The following is a 20111-nucleotide window of genomic DNA, read 5'->3' on the forward strand; positions in this document are numbered from 1 at the left end:
ATCAGACACCGCGGTCACCGGATAGCAAACACCGCTGTCCGCCCGGAGGTCATAAAAACGGCCGGCCAGTCCCTACCTGTCACTGCCGCGTCGCGCAGCATGGGCGTCGCGTCCCGCCGGCGGCCGGCGCAGCACTGCGAGCAGGGCCGCCAGACGGTCGGTGACCATGTACGGCCAATCTGCTGGTGAAGACAGTCGCGAGAGCCAATGGATGGAACTCCCTCGAGGTCAGGCCACGCGGTCCCTGGTCACGGGTACACGAGCTGGGAAAGTCCAACAGACCTGCCGGTGTGCAGCTTGAAGGAGGGATCATGGTCCAGCAGGTTCGCGAGGTCATGACGGAAGATCCTGTCGTCGTGTCGTCGCTGACGTTCGTGGGGAACGTTGCCCAGCTAATGCGACGCAAGGACATGGGCGCCGTCCTCGTGGTCGCTGACGATCGGTTACGTGGTCTCGTCGCCGACCGGGAGCGACTTGTCCATCGAGCGCGATACCGGTTCAGCGCTGCCAGGCCAAACGAGTGCACGATGACCTCGGAGTCACCCGCCCCCTGGACCCCGGTAAGGGATGGACCCATGCAACGGATCAGGACGGCGGCGAACGCCCGGCCAATGGTGAATTGCGACCTCCTCGCGAGCAACGGCGTATCTCGGCACGACCTGGCCGTTACCGGGCTGGGCCGTGTGCGCGGCCCCTCCACCGTCACCGGCGACCTGGCCGTCGTCTACCACACCATCGTGATCGGCTGCGCGAGGCGATCCGCCGCACCGATCCTGCCGAGACCACGAAATGAAAGTGGCAGCTGTGAACGGCCCTGACATCCTCGTCGTCGACGCTGGCTCTTCCAGCCTGCACCTGACGGTTCTGGGCGCCGACGGCCGCGAACGAGCCGCGAGGCACCTCACCGAGGCACCCGGCCCGGAGACCGCCGACACGATCGAGGACTTCCTGCGCGACGCGCCCCCTGTCGGGGCGACCGGGCACCGCCTCGTTCACGGCGGACCGCACCTACTGCGCCCTACCATCGTCGACGACGACGTACGAGCCGAGCTCGACCGTACGGCGCGGCTCGCCCCGCTGCACATGCCCCCGGCACTCACGGCCCTGGACGCGACCCGCGCTTTCCTGCCCGACGTGCCGCACGTCGTGTGTCTGGACACCGCCTTCCACGCCGACCTGCCACCCGCCGCCCGCACCTACGCGGTGCCTCGCGAGTGGACCGAGCGGTACGGACTGCGCCGGTACGGGTTTCACGGCCTGTCCTACGCGTGGGCCCTGCAGCGGGCAGCCCGACGGATCGGCCGTCCGGCCAGCTCCCTGCACCTCGTCCTGGCGCACCTGGGAGGCGGCTGCTCGGTCTGCGCGGTGCGCGACGGGCGCAGCGTCGACACCACCATGGGCTTCACCCCGTTGGAGGGCCTGGTGATGAGCAAGCGCAGCGGGAGCGTCGACCCTGGTCTGCTGCTCTGGCTCCAGACATCGGCAGGCTTGACGGCCGAGCGGATCGAGGACGCCCTCAACCACGAGTCTGGCCTCCTCGGCCTGTCCAGCATGTCCGGGGACACCCGGGACCTCGTCCGCGCAGGCGCCCGGGGGGACAGTAGGGCGGCCTTCGCACTGGACGTGTTCGCTGTTGGCGTGCGGCGCGGCATCGCGAGTGTCGCCGCTTCCCTCGACCGGATCGACGCGCTCGTGTTCACAGGCGAGATCGGCGAAGACCAGCCGGAGGTACGCGAAGCGGTCTGTTCGGGCTTGGGTGTCCTGGGCATCACCGGCGGGCTGACGGAGGGAAACCCGCCGGATGACGCCGTCGTCAGTCCGTGTGGCGCGGCCGTGCCTGTCCTGGTGATCCCGACAGGCGAAATCCAGCAGGTGGCAGCGGAAACGCGCGACACCCTCACGAGGCGGGCTGAGGACCGATAGCAGTGCAACACAAAGGTTGGGCCAGCCACGTTTGACGGTCAGCAGCGCCCCAGCCGCACCATCCACCACTTCCCCACGAGTGTCCTGCACGCGACCCCGTGCCATCCCGGGTGGTGTACGGGGGGTTGTGGGCGTATGGGTGGACTGCATGCGGCAGCCCCGACACGGGTCCCATGGGGGGCCGCGGTCCGAGAACTTCGGGGCGCCTCAGTCGTCGGTGCCGTTGGTGTCGGCGGACTCGGCGACCGCCCGGAACAACGCGAATGCGGCGTCCTGGTCCCGGCTGGCCGACGCGGTGACGAACCGTGCGGCGAACCGGATGGGCGGCTCCGCGGGGCACTTCGTTGTTTCGCTGTCTACCGGTTCCGCCCGGCGCGATGACCAGCCGATATCTCGATGAGGGCCCGGCAATGAAGATCACGGTGGAGGTCGCAACCTTCGTCTTCCGCGCGTTCTACTCGCCGCCCCACCCGGAGTACAGCCGCGACCTGGTCGCCCGTAGGGCCCCAGGCCGCCAGGCCGGTACGTGGATGTGGGTGAAGGGGACTTCGCTTGTGTACCAGCTACCCGCCAGCAGGAAGGGATGCCGCAGTCCCGTGCGCGTGACAGGTGCGAACAGTTCCAGGTCGTCGGGGCCGTAGCCGAGCGCTCCAGGACCACACCTGCTCTGATACGCCGGTCCAGCCGCATGGCCTCGGCGGCGGCCGTGCCTCCCAGGGAGTGCCCGAACAAGCCGACCGACGACAGGTCGAGCGCGGCGCCGAGTCCGGCCGGAAGGGCGCGGCCACCGGAGTCGGGGTTACCGCCACGCGCAAGCGGGTGCAACTGGTCCAGTACGGAGCACAGGTCGGCCACTCGGCAGTCCACGGCGGCCTTCATGACCTCCGGTGGGAGCACGCTGCCGGCCAGCGCGGGGGCGGGGGTGATGACACGGCCGTCAGGGAACGCGACAGCGAGCGCCCCGTAGGTATGGTCGACGGCCCGGCCCGGTGCGACACTGGGGCACCCACGGTCGCATGGGTGCCGATGTCGGACCAGTCGACGGAGTGCGCGGGGATGCCGAGGGAGGCGGCGAAGGTGTCGAGCGCCGGGCTGAGGCTGGGCGGGGTGTACGGCGCGACCTGTGCTTCGACCTCCGGCATGCGGGATACCAGATGGTGATCATCAATTCTCTTGACCGGGCCCCCTCCTGAGCCCACAGGCCCCTTCGCCCGGAGTCGACGAGGTGTAGGTCCACGGCGCTTACCGCGTGCGGCCCGGTAGGCACGACCAGGTCGCAGCGGAAAAGCCCGTCACCCGTGCCCATCGCGGCCCGGGCGGAGGAGGGCAGGGCGAGGGGCAGCCATGGCGGTAAGGCCCCCGAGGATCATGCGGCGATAGACCGAGTGAACTCATCTGGAGCTCACAGGAGTTGAGATGATGACGCCATCCTGCCAGGGAAGACCGCGCGTGCTGCAGACGTCGTAACTCCACCTCCGGCAGAGCCTCGCGTTAAGCGTCCGTTCACCGTGCGCAGGCACCATGCACTGAAAGAAATCACGGCTTTCGGAGCGGCGCGGATAGGTCTCAAATCGCCCGGATCCCGGCTTCCGACGACGCAGACCGCACCGGAGGTCTGATACTCGCCGGCCGCGAAGTCGACGGCACAGCTGAATGACAGATCCACGAGGGCCAACTATTCATCTCGTCAGGCAACATCTGGCATCGATACCTCGACGCATGTTCCGTCTCCCGGGAGTTGCGGCGCAACACGTTCGAGGTCGAATCGACCGGCACTCGTGGCCCCGCGCACTGGAAGCCGGAGCTGATGGCACGGTATCCGAAGACGCCGAAGCCGATGGTCAACAAACGGCTGCATGCATATGTGCAGGAGCGGCTGGCACGCCGACTGATGCACGACCCGAACCCGGCCACCCACCCGCGGGTGGCCTCAGCGTCGAGCAGAAGATCCACCGGGCTGTCTGTCGACATTCACTGACCGGCCCCACCTACATCGGTTCCCGTCCTTGCCTGACGGGAGACCGTTGTAGGTGGCGGGGAGGTCAATACCCGTTGCGGTGCAGCCGCCCATCGTAGTGGGCTTCCAGCTTCGCGTTGCGCTCGAAGCCGCCCGGCAGATTGGCAGAGATGTAGACGGGCACCTCGTGCCCCCCGGCCATCAGCAGGGCGACACTCTCGGCCAATACCATCTGCACCAGCGTGGCCGAGACGATGGTGGACACCCCGCACAAAGTGCCGCCGCCGGGCAGCGGCAGCAGCGCGTCACCGGCGGGCGCGCAGTTGTCGAGCACCACGTCGGCGAGGTCGGCGAGCCGTTGCCCGCTGGGATGCAGGGCGGGGACCGAACGGGTGTGCTCCAGCGAAGTGAGCGCCACCAGCAGATGCCCCTCGCCCCTCACCAACTGGGCGAGATCGACGATCGAGTTGTTGACCCCCGAATTCGAGATGATCACAAAGAGGTCCTGCGGGCGCGGGGTACTCAGTTCGTAGAGCCGGGCGGCGAGTCCTGGTCGGCGTTCGAGCAGGGGATCGTCGAGCACTGCACGGTCCTCGCCGCCCCGCAGCACGAGGTCGGCGAGGCTCATCCGGTTGGTGGGGATGAGACCGCCCGCACGCCCGGCAATCTCCAGTGCGGTGGCTTGCGAGTGCCCCGTGCCGAACGCGTGGATCACTCCGTCCGCGGCGACACAGTCCGCGAACAGCCGGGCGGCGGCGGCCACCGCGGCCGCGTTGGTGTCGATCGCTCCGTCCAGCGACGCGCGCGCCCGGTCGGCGAAGAGCGTCGCGCTGATCTGTGGTTCGGCCATGGGGATCACCACTCTCGTGTGATTGATGGATTCAATAGCCGTCGATTCGAATGAAACAATGAACCAGCTATCTCATCGCGTCAAGAGCCGGGCCAGCGCCACGGCCCCTGCAGCGCCGTCGCGCACAGCGGCGACGCGCAGCCCCATCGGCCTCACGCGTTCCACCAGGCGCTCCGCCAGGGGCCCCTCGGGTCCTATCAGTCCCCCGGTGGTCACGAGGAGTTCGCCGCTGCGCGGGGCCAGCGCGCCGACTTTGTCGGCCAGTTCATCGGCGGCCCGGTCGAGCAGGGACCGCGCCGTCGGATCGCCATCGGCCCCGGCCGCGACCACCAGGGGACTCAGCCGCGCCAGCGCCACCGGAGGCCGGGAGTAGGCCCAGTCCGCGATGGCGTCTCTCAGGCGAGTGCGCACAGCCGGCGGCAGGCCGGCATCCGGACTGTCGGGAGTGACCTGTTCCAGCACCGATCCGACCAGTGGTCCCCACGGCCCCCGCCCGTCGAGCGCAAGCACGGCGGCCCGTACCGCCTCCCGGCCGAGCCAGAACCCGCTGCCCTTGTCACCGAGCAGCCAGCCGTGCCCGTCCACGGTCTGCGCGCAGCGCCGCCCCACCACCCGGCCGGCGATCGCGCCGGTCCCGGCGATGAGGACGAGTCCGTCGACGGGGGCCCCCGGCCCCGCGGCGAAGGCGACGTCCGCGTCCCCGTACACCTCGGCCGCCGCGGCGCCGATGTCCAGTGCTTCAAGGGCCTCGGCCAGACACGAGGCCGCGGTGTTTCGTCCGCGCCCAAGCCCTGCGCCCGCGAACCCGGCCGCCACCGCCGTCACCCCGCTACGCACTCCCTCCGGTGCGGCGGTGCGCATAGCCTGGGCCAAGTGCCGTACGAGATCGGCAGGCGGCACACTGAGTGCATTGCCGGGGCCGCTGTCGCCCATACCGACCACGCGGCCTCTCGCATCGGCGCAATACGCCCGCACCCGGGTGCCGCCCGCGTCGATTCCGATCACCAGAGGTTGTTCGAAGGATTCAGAAATCACGCTGCATAGTGGTTGGTAGAGTCACGTCCGGACAAGAGATCTTCCGAACCCGAATTCACTTGCGCGCCACCGCGTCGAATCGAGCTGAGTCCGCCGTGATCACAGACCTGATCCACTCCGAGCTGCCCAGGCTGACCGTCTCGCTGCGCAAGGTCGGCGAGCAGGTCCTGGCCGATCCGGCGGCTCTGGCCCACACGTCGGCGGCCGACCTCGGCCGGCGCACCGGGACCTCGCAGGCGACCGTCACTCGCTTCTGCCAAGCCCTCGGACTCGACTCGTACCAGGCGCTGCTGCTCGAACTCGCCAAGGAGCAGGGGCAGCTCCCGCAGGAACGCCCGCTGGGACCGGACATCGGTCCCGACGACAGCCTGGACCAGGTTGTCGACGTCATCGCACACGCCGATCTCCAAGCCTTGCGCGGCACCGTGGAACGGCTGGACCGCAACGCACTCGAGAGTGCGGCTCGGGTCCTGGTCAGGGCCCGCCGCATCGACGTCTACGGAGTGGGCACGTCCGGGGTCCTGGCCCGTGAGGCAGAAGCCCGTCTGTTCGGTATCGGCTGCCAGGCCAGGGGCTGGACCGAGGTGCACGCCGCGGAGACCTCGGCGTCCCTGCTGACGCCCGCCGACGTCGCGGTCGCGCTCTCGCACTCCGGCAGTACGCGTGAGGTGCTGAGCCCTCTTCAGCTGGCTGCCGAGCGCGGGGCCACGACCATCGCCATCACTTCGGACCCGCGTTCACCGGCCGCCCAGGCCGCAGGAATTCACCTCGCGTCGACCTCGGCGGAAACGAGCTTCCGGCACGGCGGCTTCGGTTCGCGCCACTCCGTACTGCTGATCATCGACTGTCTCTACGCGCGGGTGGCCCAGCTCTCCTACGACCGGGCCACTGCGTCGATCGCCCTTACGGCGCACATCTCCGAGGAACATGCGGCGAGGCCGCGCCGCCGGACGTGAGGCGCGGTCCCGTGCAAGTTGCGCCGAACGTTCCGTAGTGCCTGACCGTGATCTTGCCGGTGAAGTCGTTGTGCCACGGGCCATAGGCGACGGTGACCGGTGACCACGCGTCCATGCCACGTCCGCCATCTCGCCGGCGAGCGAGTCGGCCCATCGTCTTGTCGATGCAGCCTTCGCCCACCGTGGCCCCGTTGACGGAAAGGATGTCGGTGGCGCGCTTGTCGAGCCCGCCGCAGTCGTAGGCGAAGTCGAGGGCGTGCAGTTGTCGGGCGTCGCCATGTGGCGGTGTTGCGTGACATCACCAGTCGGCCTCACCAACCCCGAAACGAAATGCTTACGGTCGACGGCAGATGCACGGGACAGGGTGGCGATGACGTCTTCGCCCCTCCCCCGGAACTCGAGCACAGCACAGTCCGCCCCAAGCACCAGACACCCTGCACACCCACCCCGTGGGCGCCGCGAACCGACACGGGTGACCTTGGTCGAGAACCTGTCCACCAGGAGCTCGTCGTTGCGTCGGCGCTTTCAACTTCTGCTCGGCAGCGTGATGTTGGAAAGCGTTCACGGGTCTCCTCAGCCCGGCACTTCCAGCTCGATACCGCCGATCCGGCAGCTCAGTCGCCGGTCGGACCGGGTCCCGATCCTTCGGGCGCCTTTCAGGTTCTTCGCGAAGGCCTTGCGCTGGGCCGGGCTGACAGAACGCCAGCGCAGCTCGAGGACCGGGCGCACTGGCGGAATGAGCTCCCGCAGCCGCTCGTCGACCTGGGCGAGGCCGGTCTCGTAATCGTCGTCCGGTCGATAGACCAGATCGAGGTCGACCGACGGCTCGGTGCCGCCGGCCTGGTGGTGACAGGCCGTGAGCCAGCCGGTGATCCAGTCGAGCGCGATCCGCACCGTGGAAGAGATCTGCTCCTGCCACTCGCCGAGGTAAGGCGCGTTCACCGACTCCGCGGTCACTTCCTCCGGCATCACGATCAGCCCGCGAACGGCGGTGCCGAGCAGCTCGACGTGGATGCGCGGCCACAGGCCGCTCGCGTCGATCCGGAAGGAGGGAAAGCGCCCCGCCATGCCTATCCCCGTCCGCAGCTGAGCCCAGTTCATCGCGTCGGCCGGTGGCCGGTCGGGCGTGTACGGCCCGGTGGTCCGATGCCCGAGCTGACTGGCGCGCATCATGAACACGGCCGCGAATTCGTCGCCTCGCAACGTCATGCTCACGGGGAAGAACGCCCCGATCTCGCCCATGAACACCTTGCCGGTGATCAGGGCTTCGATACTGGACCGACCCGGGATCATCGCTGCCTCCTCCATCGCCGCCGCGCCGGCTTCTCCGGCGTCGGTGCCTGCCCCCGCACGTCGTCCAGTTCGGTCTGGACGGCGAGCGTCTTCGGGTGGTCGTCGCCCAGCCGCAGCCGCCGTTTCGCCAGCACCTCGCGCAGGACCGGCTCGGCGTCGCCCGGTCGCCCGAGCCGGTGGTGCACCCGCGCCAGGCCCACCCGAGCGTCGAGCGTCCGGCCGTCGTCGCGGCCGAAGCGTCTCACGAGCCGGGGCAGCAGGTCGGCGTACATCCGTTCCGCTTCCGCCTGTTCGCCGCTCGCCGAGAGCAGGGACGCGAGCGCCGCGGTCGCCTCCAGGGTGGCCGGGTGGTCCGGCCCCAGGTCCTGTGCGCGCTCTCCGGTCACCGCCCGGACCAGCGCCAGGGCCTCCGGCTCCCGGTGCAGGTCGGTGAGGACCGCGGCCCAGCCGAGCATCGCGCCCTGGGTGTCGACGTGCCCGGCGTCCCAGAGGTGGGAGCGGACATCGACGACGAGTTGCCATGCGTGCTCGGCCGCGGCCAGGTCCCCCTCCCGGTGCAGGACCGGGGCGGCCTCGGCGAGCGTGACGAGGTCGTCCTGGAGCTGCTCGGCGAAGTAGCCGGCCCAGAACTCCTCTGACCGGTTCAGCTCTGCCTCCGGTCGCAGCAGCAGCGCGAGCCCTTCGGCCGTGCTCGGTATCTGTGTGGGCTCCCGGCTCGCCGCGTCCTCGGCCACGAACCGCACGTACAGCCGATAGCCGGTATCGGTGCGCGAAACGATCTTGTCCAGTTCGCCGGCGAGCTCCAGGGTGCGGGTGACGGCGTGCCGCTGCCGGTCGCCGAGGCGGGCGAACGCCTCGACGAGCGCCGGGCGGCTGTCGTCGCGGGAAGGCAGCGGAACGGCGACCTCGGCCCGCAGCTCGTCGAGCGCGGGCTCGGCCTCCGGCCGCAGGGAGCCGGTCGCCGAGCCGAAGTCGTATTCCCAGTCCAGGGCCCAGGTCAGCAGGCGCCCGTGCTCGTCGCCGGCCAGGAGCAGGGTGCCGTCGGGGGCCAGCGCGACGTGCGTGACCGCGTCCGAAAAGCCGGTGAAGGCGCGCAGTTGCCGCCCGGTCGTGAGGTCCCACAACCGAGCCTTCCGGTCCTCCCCACCCGACGCCGCGAGCCGGAAGTCCGGTGTGACAGCCAGACTCCGCACGATGCCTACGTGCCCGGCCAGGACGTGGACGCAGCGCGCAGCCACGACGTCCCACAGCCGGACGGTGCCGTCCACCGAGCAGGACAGCAGCCGTCGGGCGTCCGGGCTGGGCAGGACGTCGACCACGGCGTCCGTGTGCCCGGTGAGTACCACCTCGCACTGTCCGTCGGCGGTCCGCCAGACCCGCACCGCTGCGTCGGCGCCACCGGTGACCACGAACCGGCTGTCGTCGCTCAGCCGCGCGGCGCCGATCCACTCGTGGTGCCCGCGCAGCACCCACCGGCGCTCGCCTTCGCGTAGATCCCAGATCTTCACGCTGACGTCCTGGCCGCGCGAGAGCCCGTAGCGGTGATCAGCGCTGACGGCCACGCCCAGCACCGCCCCCGGGTGCGCCTCCCAGCGCCCGATGGTCCGGCCGCTACCGATGTCCCAGGCCGTGACAAGGCCGTCGGCGGTTCCCGAGAGGGCCACTTGGCCGTCCTCGCTGACCGCGACGTAGTACACATGGTCGCGGGGGCTGGTGAACAGCTGCACGATCCGCCTGTCGCGCGGGTGCCAGGCGACGACCCGGCCGTCCTCGCCCCCGGACACCGCGAGCCGGCCGTCGACGGTCATCGCCACGGCACTGATGTGGCCGGTGTGCAGGCTGAGCGTGTGCAGCAGCTGCCCGGTCTCGACGTCGAAGACCCACGCTTCGGCGCTGTTCCCGGCACGGGCGAGCACGGTGGGGCTGCGGCCGCTGAACTCCAGGGCCCACGACCGGCCGTCCTCCGGGACGATTCGGCCCGCGGCCCAGGCGTCGACGAGCTCGGTACGGCGGCCGAGGGCACCGAGGCGACGCCAGAGACGCACCGGCTCGGTATGGCGCCGGTGCCCGGGCAGCGCGCGGGCTGCGCGGATCAGACCTGCCGCGTCGTCGAGCCGTCCGGTGCCGGCCAGCGTGGCGGCCTCCGCCAGCAGCGCGGCCGCCCGGGCGGCGGTGGCGGCGACGTCCGGGGCTTCGTGCGGGCGGACGTAGCTCCACGGGGCCGGCGGGCCCGCGGGCGGCAGGTGCCACACCCGCACGGACTTCCCCTCGGCGGTGACCGCAACCCGCCCGGCCGCGCTGAGCACGACCTCCTTGGTGGCGGGCGTCGGGTCCAGGGACAGGCGGCACCGGCCACTGCCCAGGTCCCACACTCTCGACGGCTCGTCCCGGCCACCGCTGGAGAAGCCGACCGTCCCGTCCAAATTGACGGCGACCCGGCCGAAGCCGGTCTTCAGCTCCCGCCGGGGTTCGCCGGACTCGAGATCGACCAGGCGGACGTCCGTGCTGCCGAGGTCGACCACGGCGAGGCGGCCGTCGCCGCTGAACCGCGCCGACATCACGGTGCGGTCGAACCGGTGCACCAGCTCGCCCGTGCGGACGTCGTACACGGAGTTCGTGTGGCGCTGGTAGTCGATGACGGAGCACAGGGTGCCCTGGGCCCCGAGGACGTCCGCCTTGCTCTCGAACTGCCGGACGTCCAGGGGTTCGCGCGTCTCGAGGTCCCAGGTGACGGTTTCCCCTTCGAAGCCGCTGGTGACCGCGTGCCGCTGGTCCGCCGTCAGCGCGACCAGGCCCACCCAGCTGGGGTGGCCGGGCAGTTCGAACCCGGCCGCGGCTTCGAGGTCGAGCACGAGTGCCCGTCCGACGCCCCCGCCGACGACCACGAGCTGTCCGTCGTCGCGCACCGCCACGGCCGAGGCACGATACTTCTCGAGCTGGAACTGTTGCCGGCACTCCTTCGTCGGGACGTCCCAGATCCGCAGCCCGCCGGAGCTGTCGGCCGAGACCGCGACCTGGCCGTCCGGGGTCAACGCGAGGGCGACGATCCGGTCTTCGTGTTCCCCCGGCAGGACCGACTGCGCGGGGGCGGGTGCGTGTTCGACCGACGCGAGCGCGTCGGCGATCTGCGGATCGCCGGGCGTCCGCGCGTCCGTGTCCCGCAGCAGCGCGGCCGCCGCGACCGGATCGCCGCGTTCTCGGTGCACGAGCGCGAGCAGGTACTCCCCGACACCGTCGCCCGGATCCCCGAACCGCACGGACTCCAGTTCGTCGACCAGTTCGGCGTCGGTGATCACCCCGGTCCGCCATCGGTGCAGCCCGCGGTTGTAGCGGGCGTGCGGGTGGTGCGGATCCGCCCGAAGCGCCCGGGTCCACAGCTCCTCCGCGCTGTCGCGGAGGCCGAGGTCCAGCATGGACAGCGCGTGGTTGGACAAGCCGTCGGCGAGCAGAGTGGCCGCCGCCGGAGCGCGCCGGGGGTACGGGCCGACTTGCCGCTCGTGCACCCGGATCAGGCGCTCCGCGAGCGGCCCGAGCCGGGCGGGCCGCGCGGCCGGGTCCTCGGTGAGGCACTCGCGCAGCACGTCCGCCACCTCGGCCGGCACCGGCAGGACCGCGTCCGGGGCCCCGGAGCGGGCGAAGCCGTCGAAGACGCCGCCCGCCGCGGTCCCGTCCGGGTCCGGTGGTCGGCCGAGGAACATTTCGAGGACGGTGACCGCCCAGGACCAGGTGTCCGTGGCCGTTGTGAGCCCGCCCGGTGACCGCGCCTGTTCGGGCGAGCAGTACGCGGGAGTCAGACCGCCGCGGCTGACGAACGGATCCGCGTCCCCTGCGACCTGCCCGGTGGCCATGCGGGCCCGGGCCATGCCGAAGTCGGTGACCTTGACCGTGCCGTCCCGGGTGAGCATCACGTTGGCGGGCTTGACGTCCTGGTGCACGACCCCGTTCTCGTGCGCGTGGTCGAGTCCCCACGCGGACTGGATGGCGACGTCCAGCACCGATCCCAGGGGGTCGGTCCCGTACAGGCTCCGGCTCCGGACGGCTTCGGCCAGGCTGCCGCCGTCCGCCCACTCCGCGAAGACCCGGGGCACTCCGTCCAGGGTGCGGACGTAGACGCAGTTCGCGATGTGCGGGTGCAGGCCCAGCCCGACCCACACCTCGGCTTCCCGTTCGAAGTCCCGGATCGCGTCCGGCGAGCGGATCAGTGCCCGGCGAGGGGTCTTCACCGCCAGGTCGATGTCCCAGCCGTGGTGCCGGACCCGGTGCACCAGTCCCATGCCGCCGGTGCGCACCACGTCCAGGACCTCGTAGAGGTCGAGGATCAGGTCCCCGCGGCGCCATGTCGCCATCGTCGTCAGTCGACGGTGGCGACGTACACCGGTGTCCCGAGCAGTACCGACCTGGCCGTGCCGTCCGGGCTGTCGCCGTGCAGCAGGCGCTTGGCCACGAACTCGACGTTCTGCGCCGGCCACCGCAGGCTCGCCACGGCGCCCTGCACCCGGGCGAGCGCGGCGCGGTCGGCGCGGTCGAGGTCGCCGTCCACCGCGTCGGCGACGTACTCGTCCTCGAGTTCCGAAGTGACTCCCAGCCCGTCGAGCATCGATGACATCATCGAGCGCCCCACCCCGCGCGCATCGGCGTCCGGCACGGAGTCCCACACGTGCTTGTACGAGCCACCCAGCCCGACGACCGTGTTCTCGCTCCGCCCGCCGAAGAACACCAGTGAGGACGTGGGATCGCCGGGGAACGCCCCCCAGCGCATCGGGAGCAGCCCCCAGAAGAACTGACCCGGCTCGTCCACCGAGCCGAGATCACCGTGATCGCGCAGGTACCCGACGACGGTCTCCAGCCGACGGATCCGGTCGTCGGACGGGCCCTCGGTCGTTCGCTTCGCCGACAGCACCGTGAGATTCACGCCCAACTCGGTCTGGCGCTTCGCCCCGAACCTGGGGTCGATCTGCGGCAACAGCATGTCGATCTTGCTGTCGCTGACGTAAACGTAGTAGCTGAACGACATTGCCAGCTCCCTCCCAGGCATTGACCTGCCCCAGCGTAGCGATCACGGTCCGATGCGAGCCATCAGATGCTTGGGTCGGGCACCGTGAGGTTGCGGTGGCCGCGCTCCGATCGGGATGACGCGCACGTTCAGGAGGCCAAGTCGCGATCATGCAAAGGCCCTGGGGAACGGGCTGTGTTCGGCGCGGGCCGCCGAGTTCGAGGGGGACCGTCGTCAAGGATGATCCAGGTTCAATCGTCATGTGCGGCTTTGGTGCAGGTGGGGCCGGGCATCAGTGAATGCATTCCGACACCGCTATGGCGGCCGCAAGTTGGACGCTTCTGCGCAACGGCAAGCTCCGGGTGGACGAGTTCTCGACCGAGATCATCCGTATCCGCCAGGAGTTTCGCATGCTTGTCCACCGATCCTCGATCGAGTCCAGCCGTGGCGCGCTGACGGTGGCCACGAGGCACCCTGTGGCATCCCATGCGCCCGTTCAGCCGGTGTTCGCCCGGGCGATCGGGTGAAAACGTTCTCTGCCCCGTCATCGACGTAGCCGAGTCCCGTTGCCTGACCAGGCATCATGCCTGATCCCGCTCGCCCCTGACGGGTGCGGTATCCGAACCACTGGGCACTCCGCAGAACAAGAAAGGGGCTCATGAATATTCACCGGTTGGCCCAGTGGACGGCGCTCTGGACGCTGTGCGTGCTTGTGGGCATTGCCCTGCACGTTCATCAACACGGTCACCGTCTCCGGCGGCGGCAGCGAGTCGGCCACCGCGACCAATCCGACGACCGTCACCGGCGGCACCTGCAACGGGGGAAACGGCGATGGGGGATCGATCCTGTCGGCCAACCTCAACGGCATCCTCACCTCCCGCGGGCGGTCGTGTGGGCGATGCTGGTCGGGGCGCTGCTCCCCGGCACTGTCACAGCGTGCGGCCCCGGCGGCAAGGACGTGACCGCAACCAGCCGCCAGGTACACCTCGGGGCCGACTCGCACGGGGTGCCGTTGCTGCGAGCGGAAGTGCGAGACACCCTCCCCCACGACCCGCAAGCCTTCACTCAGGGCCTGGAGTTCCGCGGCGACAGCCTCTACGAGAGCACGGGCCTGGTCGGCCGCTCCTCGCTGCGAGCCGGACGGCCAGGCAAGCCGCCCGCCGTGTACGCCGAGTTGAAGGCACCCTTGTTCGGCGAGGGCATCACCCTGTCCGGCGACAAACTCTGGCAACTGACCTGGCGAAACGGCATCGCCATCGAGCGCGACCCCACCACACTCGCAGAACGTCGCCGTTTCACCTACCAGGGCGAAGGCTGGGGCCTGTGCCACCATCGCTTCTCCGGGCGGCACCAGCTCGTAATGAGCAATGGCACCGACCGGCTCACCTTCCGCGACCCCAGCACCTTCAAGGCAACAGGCAGCATCGACGTGCGCCAGGACGGCCAACCCGTGACAGGGCTCAACGAACTGGAATGCGCGCCCGACGGCTTCGTCTACTCGAACGTGTACCCGACGGACACGATCGTGCGCATCGACCCCAGCACCGGCACCGTCACCGCACACATCGACGCCACCGGACTCCTGACCCCATCCGAACGCAGCGGAGCCCAAGCACTCAACGGCATCGCCGCCTTGCCAGGAACCAAGCTGTTTTTGATCACAGGCAAGCTCTGGCCCCGCATGTTCAAGGTCAGCTTTGTGGCAAAGTGACCGCCCTCGTCGGCATTCGACGGAGGGCAGGGCCGCGCTGTTCAAGCGGTCCCCCGCGGGCGTGGTCAGGTCAGGGCAGGTCAGGTCAGGTCAGGTCAGGTCAGTAGCTGTACCCAGCTGGCGCTGAGCTCATCGAGCATCTGATTACGCGTCAACTTCCGGTCATCACGATCCCCGTTCTGGGCGACGAAGTCGAGCTGGGCCATCGCAAGAACGCCCCGAAAGTGGCGTTGATGGGGCTCGAGGCGCCCAGCCGTCTTCAGTCCGTCCTCGATGTCGCTGATGGCCTCCCCCATCCATCGCTCGACCAGGTCGGTGAGTTCTGGATCGACCACCGCGGCGTCGCGGCCGGCTAGGATGATGGGTCGGATGGCCGGCCAGCTGTCGGCGGTTCGCCGAAGCCACGCTGTGATCGCCTCCGGCGTCCCGTCGACGACCGTGGCGACGAGCTCCTGCGCCGTCGAGCCGTGCTCGGGGGAGCCGACCCGCTGCAGTGCCTCGTTGAGCTGCTCGTCGATGAGTGCCCTCATCAGTTCACTGCGGGAGAGGAAGTATGCGTAGACGGTCCCTCGCGTGGTGCCCGCCGCAGTCGCGATGTCGTCGACCGTGGTGGCGGCGTACACCCGGTACACCTTACGCTCGACGCGGTTCACGCCGTCCCTGGGACCGAGCAACGCCAAGTCGATCTCGACCCCGTGGTCGATCTCCTTCCGTTTCGCGGCGGAAGTGACTGTGCGTCCGAGCCGCTGAATATACGCCGGGCGAGGAGATCCACGTATCGCTGGACCGCCCGCACCACTGCACCGCTAGTGCGGGCGGTCCATGGAGGGCGAACGACTGGTAAGTCGCCGCGTCAGTCGAGCCAGAAGCATGCCTTCTGCTTCGAGCCCTTGAACTGGGTACAGACCGTCCCCTTGGTCAGCTTCGGCCCGCCCGTCCGCTATGACCCCACAGAGTCTCCACTGCAACGCCGGGCGCCCCGCCGTTGTCGCCGGTCCAGCTGGACTTCTTCCAACCGCTGACCTTCGAGCCCCCGCCGGACTTCCTGTACGTCCACCGGGCCCAGTAGGCGTGCCCCTTCTTGCCCGACACCTTGTGGGCGATGATCAGCGGTACCCGGTGGGGCGACGCCTTGGTGTATCTGATGACGATGCAGTAGTCCTTGCTCCGCGTACATCGGTGAGTCTCAACGGAACTGGCCTTGCTGTCGGCCTCCGCGAACGTCGGGGCCGACACGAGTAGTACGACACCAACTGTCATACACATGATTCTTCGCATGCCCGGGTCAACGGCTCTCCGTCGCAGAAGTGCGGACGGCACATGGGACATCACCCACACGAGGCGGTTGTGGGGCCGCATCTCATTGGGCTGCTGAATGTGAAGGACGGCACTAGCTGATTTCGCAACGCCTGTGCATCCGTGCCCAGCATGCCTGCTCTGACCGGCAGAACGCCGCGCTGCGACGAGCAATCCCGCCGATCTGCAGGGGGCGAATCAGCCAGGCACGAGCTACAGACGGAATCCTCCCCGCTGTGCAGATGGCTGCGTGCGCAGCACTGGGCTCCCCGCTCGTACGGCGGGAGGCGGCGCTTGTGCCTCACCCCATTGCTGCTGTGCCGCGATGTTGCGGTGCGCGGTGGCATCGAGGAGAGCTCGCGGGACAGTTGCTCCGACCTGGCGTGCCGTCTCCAGCAGTGCTGCCGCAGCAGTCTGCTCGGCCTGCAGCACAGTCCGGTACGCGCCGGTCAGCGATTCTAATTGCCGGTGGTGAACGGGGTAGAAGCGCCGCTGTCCTGGATGGTCCGGGCCTGGTCGATGCTCGACGGAATCGGTGACCAGTCCGCTCTGTGCCCGTTCCACCGCCAGCGGCGCGGCTGCGGCCAGTTGCCACCCGGTGGCAGGCAGTCGGTACAGCACTGCCGCCAGACCGCCCGCGCCCCGCACGTCGTCCAGAATGTCGCGAACCGGCCGCGCTTCGGGGCGTCCTGCTCCGTCCGGTCGCCACTGCGCACCGAACAGCAGCTGCCCCACCCGCACAGCCGACGTATAGGCGATCACTGTGGCCGGGTGGGGGACGACCTGCGGCAGGCGGACCACCTGGCCGCGGCGGACGATGTCATAGCTGGGCGGCGGCAGTTTGGGATGGGCCCGGGGGTCGGCCAGGTCCACAATCCGATGCCACGCGGCCGCAGACTGCTGCCACGCCTGCGCGGAACTCCGCAGGGCTCCGGCTGCCTCCCGCTGAACTGCAGCGATCGCCGGGTCCGGGAGCTGCTCGGCGACGCGCAACAGCAATCGGCCCGACAGCAGGCGTCCCATAGCTGTCCAGCGGGAGAGCTGTTGCAGGTCGGATCCGCTCAGCCGGTGTCCGGATCGGTCGTGCAGGGTGTCGAACGCGGCCCGGGACAGCCGGTCGCAGTCCTCAGCCAGGCGCTCAGGGACATCCCGGGTGTCGTCGCTGCCGTGCGCCTGGACCGGCTCGACGGGCAGTGCGAGCGAGAAAGCCGCGATCCCCCAGTCGGCGTTACGGGTCCCCTCCTGGCCGAATACCGCGGCCTTGGCCAGCGATGACCGGACATCGGCGAAGGCTGCTTCAACACCGGGGTCCTCGATGTCCCGCCCCAAGGTGAGAGCGATCCGGTTTGCCTCCCACGCGAGTTCGGCGGACCGTCGGGCGAGGTAGTCGCGAGCGGGATGGGTGCTGAACGCATAGGCGTAAGCGGTCAACGGGACGCGGTTGGGCCCGTGATGGCTCTCGATGACGTCACGCACCGCGTTGACGGCTGCGGTCGCGCCCGCGATGCCGTCCCCCGCCGAGCCGGACGAGTTCAGCGCCGGGGGCGGCAGCAGTCGCTGGGCTGTCTGCAATGCATCACGGGCCTGGTCGAGGTGGAACCGGAGGTCGCTCGCCGGCGAGGCGTCGTCGATGATGCTGAGCCCCGCAGCCAGATCCGCCAGGAACTGGTCTAAGAGGCGGCTTACGGCTGCCCGGTCAGCCGCGACGGGCTGCTCGGTCGCGGCTCGAAGATGCGCGCTGGCCGTATCGAAGAGCTCTTCCAGAGTGGCCACTACTGCTCCCTAACCGTCGTGAGAGCCTCCCGCGCGGCGGACGCGTGTCGGGCCGCCTCGCTCAGGCTGCTCTGCGCGCCTGTGCTGCTGTCCCCCGCCGAGGCGAGGCGAACAAGCGCCCCATGGGTCCGATCGAGCAGGCCGATGTAGGGAGCAAGGCCGGCCGTTCCGGGCTCGATCTCTGCCAGGTTGAGGGGACCGCCCGTCTCCGGCACGGGCAGCAGATCCCGGGCGGTGAAGCATTCCTGCGCAACGACGAGCGCCTGCAGTTCGTCGCTCGCCTCGTCCCAAGCGATGGCGTCCGCGAGACGGCCCACGAGATCCAGCGCATCCCATGCGCCGGACAGAACCGTGTATGCGTCCGACTCCGACAGCGCTTCGCTCACTCTGTTCAGCTGTGCGGTCATGGCCCCGATCCCCTCCGTGAAATGTGTGTATATGGCAATCGTGACACCGTCTCCGGCGAAGCTCCTAGCCCCTGTGGACAGAGAGGTCTCTGTGGACAACGCCGTATCCGGTTGAAAGGACACCCGGATCTCACCGTCCGTGGTACTCGGTCTGAAACTGGTGAGCTCTCATGTTGAGGTGCCTCCTGCAGCGGCTGCGCCAGGCGTCGGGCAGCGCCCTCCGCCTGCAGGAGCCGAGCCTCACGCTCCAGAATGCCGGGGTCCGTAGTTAGCGGTAGCAGCGGCGCTTCGAGCTTCACCGCCTCCACCACCGTGCCTGCGGGCTCGTCCGTCGTGCTCAACGCATTCTCCTTCGGTGCTCAGTGGGGGCAACGGGCTCAGGTCGAGAGACGGGGCGCACCCGTCCGGGCGGCCGACCCCGGGGTCGCCACGGCGGGGCGCGGCGCACTCTTCTGGCCGGCCTCGGCCGGGGCGGCGGGGCCGGTGAGACCCGGCGGCAGGGTTACCGCAAGCCGTCCGCCGTGGTGCGCGGCAAGACCAGCCAGCGTCTCCAGGGCGGTGAGGACGGCCGGGCTGAACCGGCCCGGCTGAACCCGGGCCCGCTCCACGATCCCCTGCGCGTGTTCGGCCACCGCACTGTAGGGCCCGGCCGCCAACCCGGGACCGGCAGGCAGCTCCGAGGGCGGCAGCTGTTGCCAAACCTCGCGGAACTGCGCTACCCGCCGGTGCGGGGAAGCGCTGAGCTCCTTGCCCATGTCGGTGTCCACCCATGCCTGGAAAGCCCGGGCAATCTCTCGCGAGGCCTTCACAGCCTCGTCCCGGGTGGCGTACGGCAGCGGGGCGTTGGACCGCAGTGTGCTGCGCAACTGGCGGATCTCGGCAAGATTCTGGTTCTGGGCGGCGTCCACGGTGTCAGCGTCGGGCCGCTCGCTGAGCGGACTGCTGTAGGCCAGGGCAGCATCGGAGACCTTGAGCAGCACCTCGGCGGTCGGCAGGTCCAGGCGCTTGGCGCCGCTGCGCAGCCAGTCGGCCCCGGCCTGCGCCCAGCGGGCGATGGTCTCGCAGGAACGGGCGGAGACCGTGCGCCAAAACCCCTGGACACGAATGTCGTCGGCCAGCCGCTCAAAGTAGGGGCCGGCCTTCTCCTTGATGACGTCCCACAGATGGGCGGCAGCGCCGCGGACGGTCTGCAGCTGCTGCCACTCCGGCGAGTCCTTGAGCGACGGAGCATGGCGGTCGGCCTCCTGCAGGGCGGTGTTGACTGCGGCGGCCGCCTGCCGGGCATCGGCCGTACTGACAGGGGCAGACGCGGCAGGCGCGGACTGCGGACCCACACTGTCCGTAGCGTCCTGTGGGCCGGGCACGGTTCGCCTCCACTGCTGCTCCAGGATGCGCAGGTCGTTGTCGACGGCGGCGCGCAGGTCCTGGGCGCTACCCAGGTCGGGCGGGACAATGTCGGCCCATGCCTCCTCCACCCGCTCGAGCGCCTCAGGCAGGTCCACTGGCTCGATGAGGTCGGCGGCCCACAGGTCCCCGGGATCGCAGGCGTCCCCGGTGCGGCCCGCTTCCGGGAAAGCAGCGGCCGGTGCAGCCTGAGACACCAGCGCTCGCGCCGTGCCCTGAGCGCCCGTGGGGGCCTTCAGCTTCCATGTCGGGGCACCGTAGCCGTCGTACAGGACCCCGTCGCGTGCAGTCCATCCCGCTCCGTCCGGGAGGTCGTTGCCGGTCCACAGCGGAAGCTCGCGCTGCGCTTCAGGCATCGCCGCCTCGGCATTCGCCCGCGCCCGCGCCTCCAACGGGGCTGGCTGCGCCACTTGCAGAACAGGGACGGGCGGCTGGCTGACCCGGTATGTCTCGACGGCCGCTCGGATGGATTCGGCGGTCGCCGAGGCCGGTTCTGTGGGTGTGGCCATGGAG

16 protein-coding genes are annotated in these 20111 nt (G+C 69.7%); 6 read left to right on the top strand and 10 right to left on the bottom strand.

The window, feature by feature from the left end:
• The first annotated feature begins 311 nt into the window (after positions 1–311).
• The 3 genes from OG963_RS03950 to OG963_RS03960 all read left to right on the top strand — a co-directional run bounded on the left by OG963_RS03950 (position 312) and on the right by OG963_RS03960 (position 3901).
• Positions 312–818 (top strand): CBS domain-containing protein, encoded by a 507-nt coding sequence (locus OG963_RS03950; RefSeq protein WP_371798399.1) that lies wholly within the window; start codon positions 312–314, stop codon positions 816–818.
• Complete coding sequence (locus OG963_RS03955) at positions 805–1923, top strand: acetate/propionate family kinase (protein WP_371798400.1); 1119 nt, start codon at positions 805–807, stop codon at positions 1921–1923. The genes OG963_RS03950 and OG963_RS03955 overlap by 14 nt, the downstream gene beginning before the upstream one ends.
• A gap of 1738 nt (positions 1924–3661) precedes the next feature.
• Positions 3662–3901, top strand: coding sequence for a hypothetical protein (locus OG963_RS03960; RefSeq protein ID WP_371798401.1), 240 nt, complete (start codon positions 3662–3664; stop codon positions 3899–3901).
• A 64-nt stretch (positions 3902–3965) separates the two neighbouring features.
• On the opposite strand, the gene OG963_RS03965 is transcribed toward OG963_RS03960, so the two are convergent.
• Together OG963_RS03965 and OG963_RS03970 are read right to left on the bottom strand one after the other, a co-directional pair.
• Positions 3966–4730 carry a sugar isomerase domain-containing protein gene (locus tag OG963_RS03965; RefSeq protein WP_371798402.1) on the bottom strand — a complete coding sequence of 255 codons (765 nt, stop codon included), beginning with the start codon at positions 4728–4730 and terminating at the stop codon, positions 3966–3968.
• A gap of 72 nt (positions 4731–4802) precedes the next feature.
• Positions 4803–5765: an N-acetylglucosamine kinase gene (locus tag OG963_RS03970; RefSeq protein ID WP_371798403.1), complete on the bottom strand. Its 963-nt coding sequence runs from the start codon at positions 5763–5765 to the stop codon at positions 4803–4805.
• Positions 5766–5860: 95 nt separating this feature from the next.
• Between OG963_RS03970 and OG963_RS03975 the strand changes: the two genes are divergently transcribed.
• Positions 5861–6721: a MurR/RpiR family transcriptional regulator gene (locus OG963_RS03975; protein WP_371798404.1), complete on the top strand. Its 861-nt coding sequence runs from the start codon at positions 5861–5863 to the stop codon at positions 6719–6721.
• A gap of 573 nt (positions 6722–7294) precedes the next feature.
• On the opposite strand, the gene OG963_RS03980 is transcribed toward OG963_RS03975, so the two are convergent.
• Genes OG963_RS03980 through OG963_RS03990 form a run of 3 tightly spaced genes read right to left on the bottom strand, consistent with a single transcriptional unit; the run spans position 7295 to position 13028 of the window.
• Entirely contained in the window at positions 7295–7963 is a 669-nt protein-coding gene (locus tag OG963_RS03980; protein WP_371798405.1) for a hypothetical protein, read from the bottom strand.
• Positions 7964–8010: 47 nt separating this feature from the next.
• Positions 8011–12360, bottom strand: a complete 4350-nt coding sequence (locus tag OG963_RS03985; RefSeq protein WP_371798406.1) for a protein kinase — start codon at positions 12358–12360, stop codon at positions 8011–8013.
• A gap of 5 nt (positions 12361–12365) precedes the next feature.
• On the bottom strand, positions 12366–13028 hold the full coding sequence (locus tag OG963_RS03990) for an SAVMC3_10250 family protein (RefSeq protein WP_093929921.1): 663 nt from the start codon (positions 13026–13028) through the stop codon (positions 12366–12368).
• A gap of 278 nt (positions 13029–13306) precedes the next feature.
• On the opposite strand from OG963_RS03990, the gene OG963_RS03995 reads away from it, so the two are divergent.
• Entirely contained in the window at positions 13307–13534 is a 228-nt protein-coding gene (locus tag OG963_RS03995; RefSeq protein WP_371798407.1) for a hypothetical protein, read from the top strand.
• A gap of 131 nt (positions 13535–13665) precedes the next feature.
• On the top strand, positions 13666–14718 hold the full coding sequence (locus OG963_RS04000; protein WP_371798408.1) for a glutaminyl-peptide cyclotransferase: 1053 nt from the start codon (positions 13666–13668) through the stop codon (positions 14716–14718).
• A 95-nt stretch (positions 14719–14813) separates the two neighbouring features.
• On the opposite strand, the gene OG963_RS04005 is transcribed toward OG963_RS04000, so the two are convergent.
• From OG963_RS04005 to OG963_RS04025, 5 genes are all read right to left on the bottom strand, one after another.
• Positions 14814–15398, bottom strand: a complete 585-nt coding sequence (locus OG963_RS04005; protein ID WP_371798409.1) for a TetR/AcrR family transcriptional regulator — start codon at positions 15396–15398, stop codon at positions 14814–14816.
• A 238-nt stretch (positions 15399–15636) separates the two neighbouring features.
• Positions 15637–15978, bottom strand: coding sequence for a hypothetical protein (locus OG963_RS04010; protein WP_371798410.1), 342 nt, complete (start codon positions 15976–15978; stop codon positions 15637–15639).
• Positions 15979–16227: 249 nt separating this feature from the next.
• The gene (locus tag OG963_RS04015) at positions 16228–17787 is read right to left on the bottom strand and encodes a hypothetical protein (RefSeq protein WP_371798411.1); all 1560 of its coding nucleotides are present in this window, start codon (positions 17785–17787) and stop codon (positions 16228–16230) included.
• Positions 17787–18194 (bottom strand): hypothetical protein, encoded by a 408-nt coding sequence (locus OG963_RS04020; protein ID WP_371798412.1) that lies wholly within the window; start codon positions 18192–18194, stop codon positions 17787–17789. The genes OG963_RS04015 and OG963_RS04020 overlap by 1 nt, the downstream gene beginning before the upstream one ends.
• A gap of 377 nt (positions 18195–18571) precedes the next feature.
• Positions 18572–20107 (bottom strand): hypothetical protein, encoded by a 1536-nt coding sequence (locus OG963_RS04025; protein WP_371798413.1) that lies wholly within the window; start codon positions 20105–20107, stop codon positions 18572–18574.
• Positions 20108–20111: the final 4 nt, after the last annotated feature.

The organism is Streptomyces sp. NBC_01707, from assembly GCF_041438805.1.
Taxonomy (GTDB): Bacteria; Actinomycetota; Actinomycetes; order Streptomycetales; family Streptomycetaceae; genus Streptomyces.

Bases quoted from the DNA above. Each gene is read 5' to 3' on its own strand.
- OG963_RS03950 (WP_371798399.1), top strand. From the start codon at position 312: ATGGTCCAGCAGGTTCGCGAGGTCATGACGGAAGATCCTGTCGTCGTG.
- OG963_RS03965 (WP_371798402.1), bottom strand. From the start codon at position 4,730: ATGGCCGAACCACAGATCAGCGCGACGCTCTTCGCCGACCGGGCGCGC.
- OG963_RS03980 (WP_371798405.1), bottom strand. From the start codon at position 7,963: ATGGGCGAGATCGGGGCGTTCTTCCCCGTGAGCATGACGTTGCGAGGC.
- OG963_RS03985 (WP_371798406.1), bottom strand. From the start codon at position 12,360: ATGGCGACATGGCGCCGCGGGGACCTGATCCTCGACCTCTACGAGGTC.
- OG963_RS03990 (WP_093929921.1), bottom strand. From the start codon at position 13,028: ATGTCGTTCAGCTACTACGTTTACGTCAGCGACAGCAAGATCGACATG.
- OG963_RS03995 (WP_371798407.1), top strand. From the start codon at position 13,307: ATGCATTCCGACACCGCTATGGCGGCCGCAAGTTGGACGCTTCTGCGC.
- OG963_RS04000 (WP_371798408.1), top strand. From the start codon at position 13,666: ATGAATATTCACCGGTTGGCCCAGTGGACGGCGCTCTGGACGCTGTGC.
- OG963_RS04010 (WP_371798410.1), bottom strand. From the start codon at position 15,978: ATGACAGTTGGTGTCGTACTACTCGTGTCGGCCCCGACGTTCGCGGAG.
- OG963_RS04020 (WP_371798412.1), bottom strand. From the start codon at position 18,194: ATGACCGCACAGCTGAACAGAGTGAGCGAAGCGCTGTCGGAGTCGGAC.
- OG963_RS04025 (WP_371798413.1), bottom strand. From the start codon at position 20,107: ATGGCCACACCCACAGAACCGGCCTCGGCGACCGCCGAATCCATCCGA.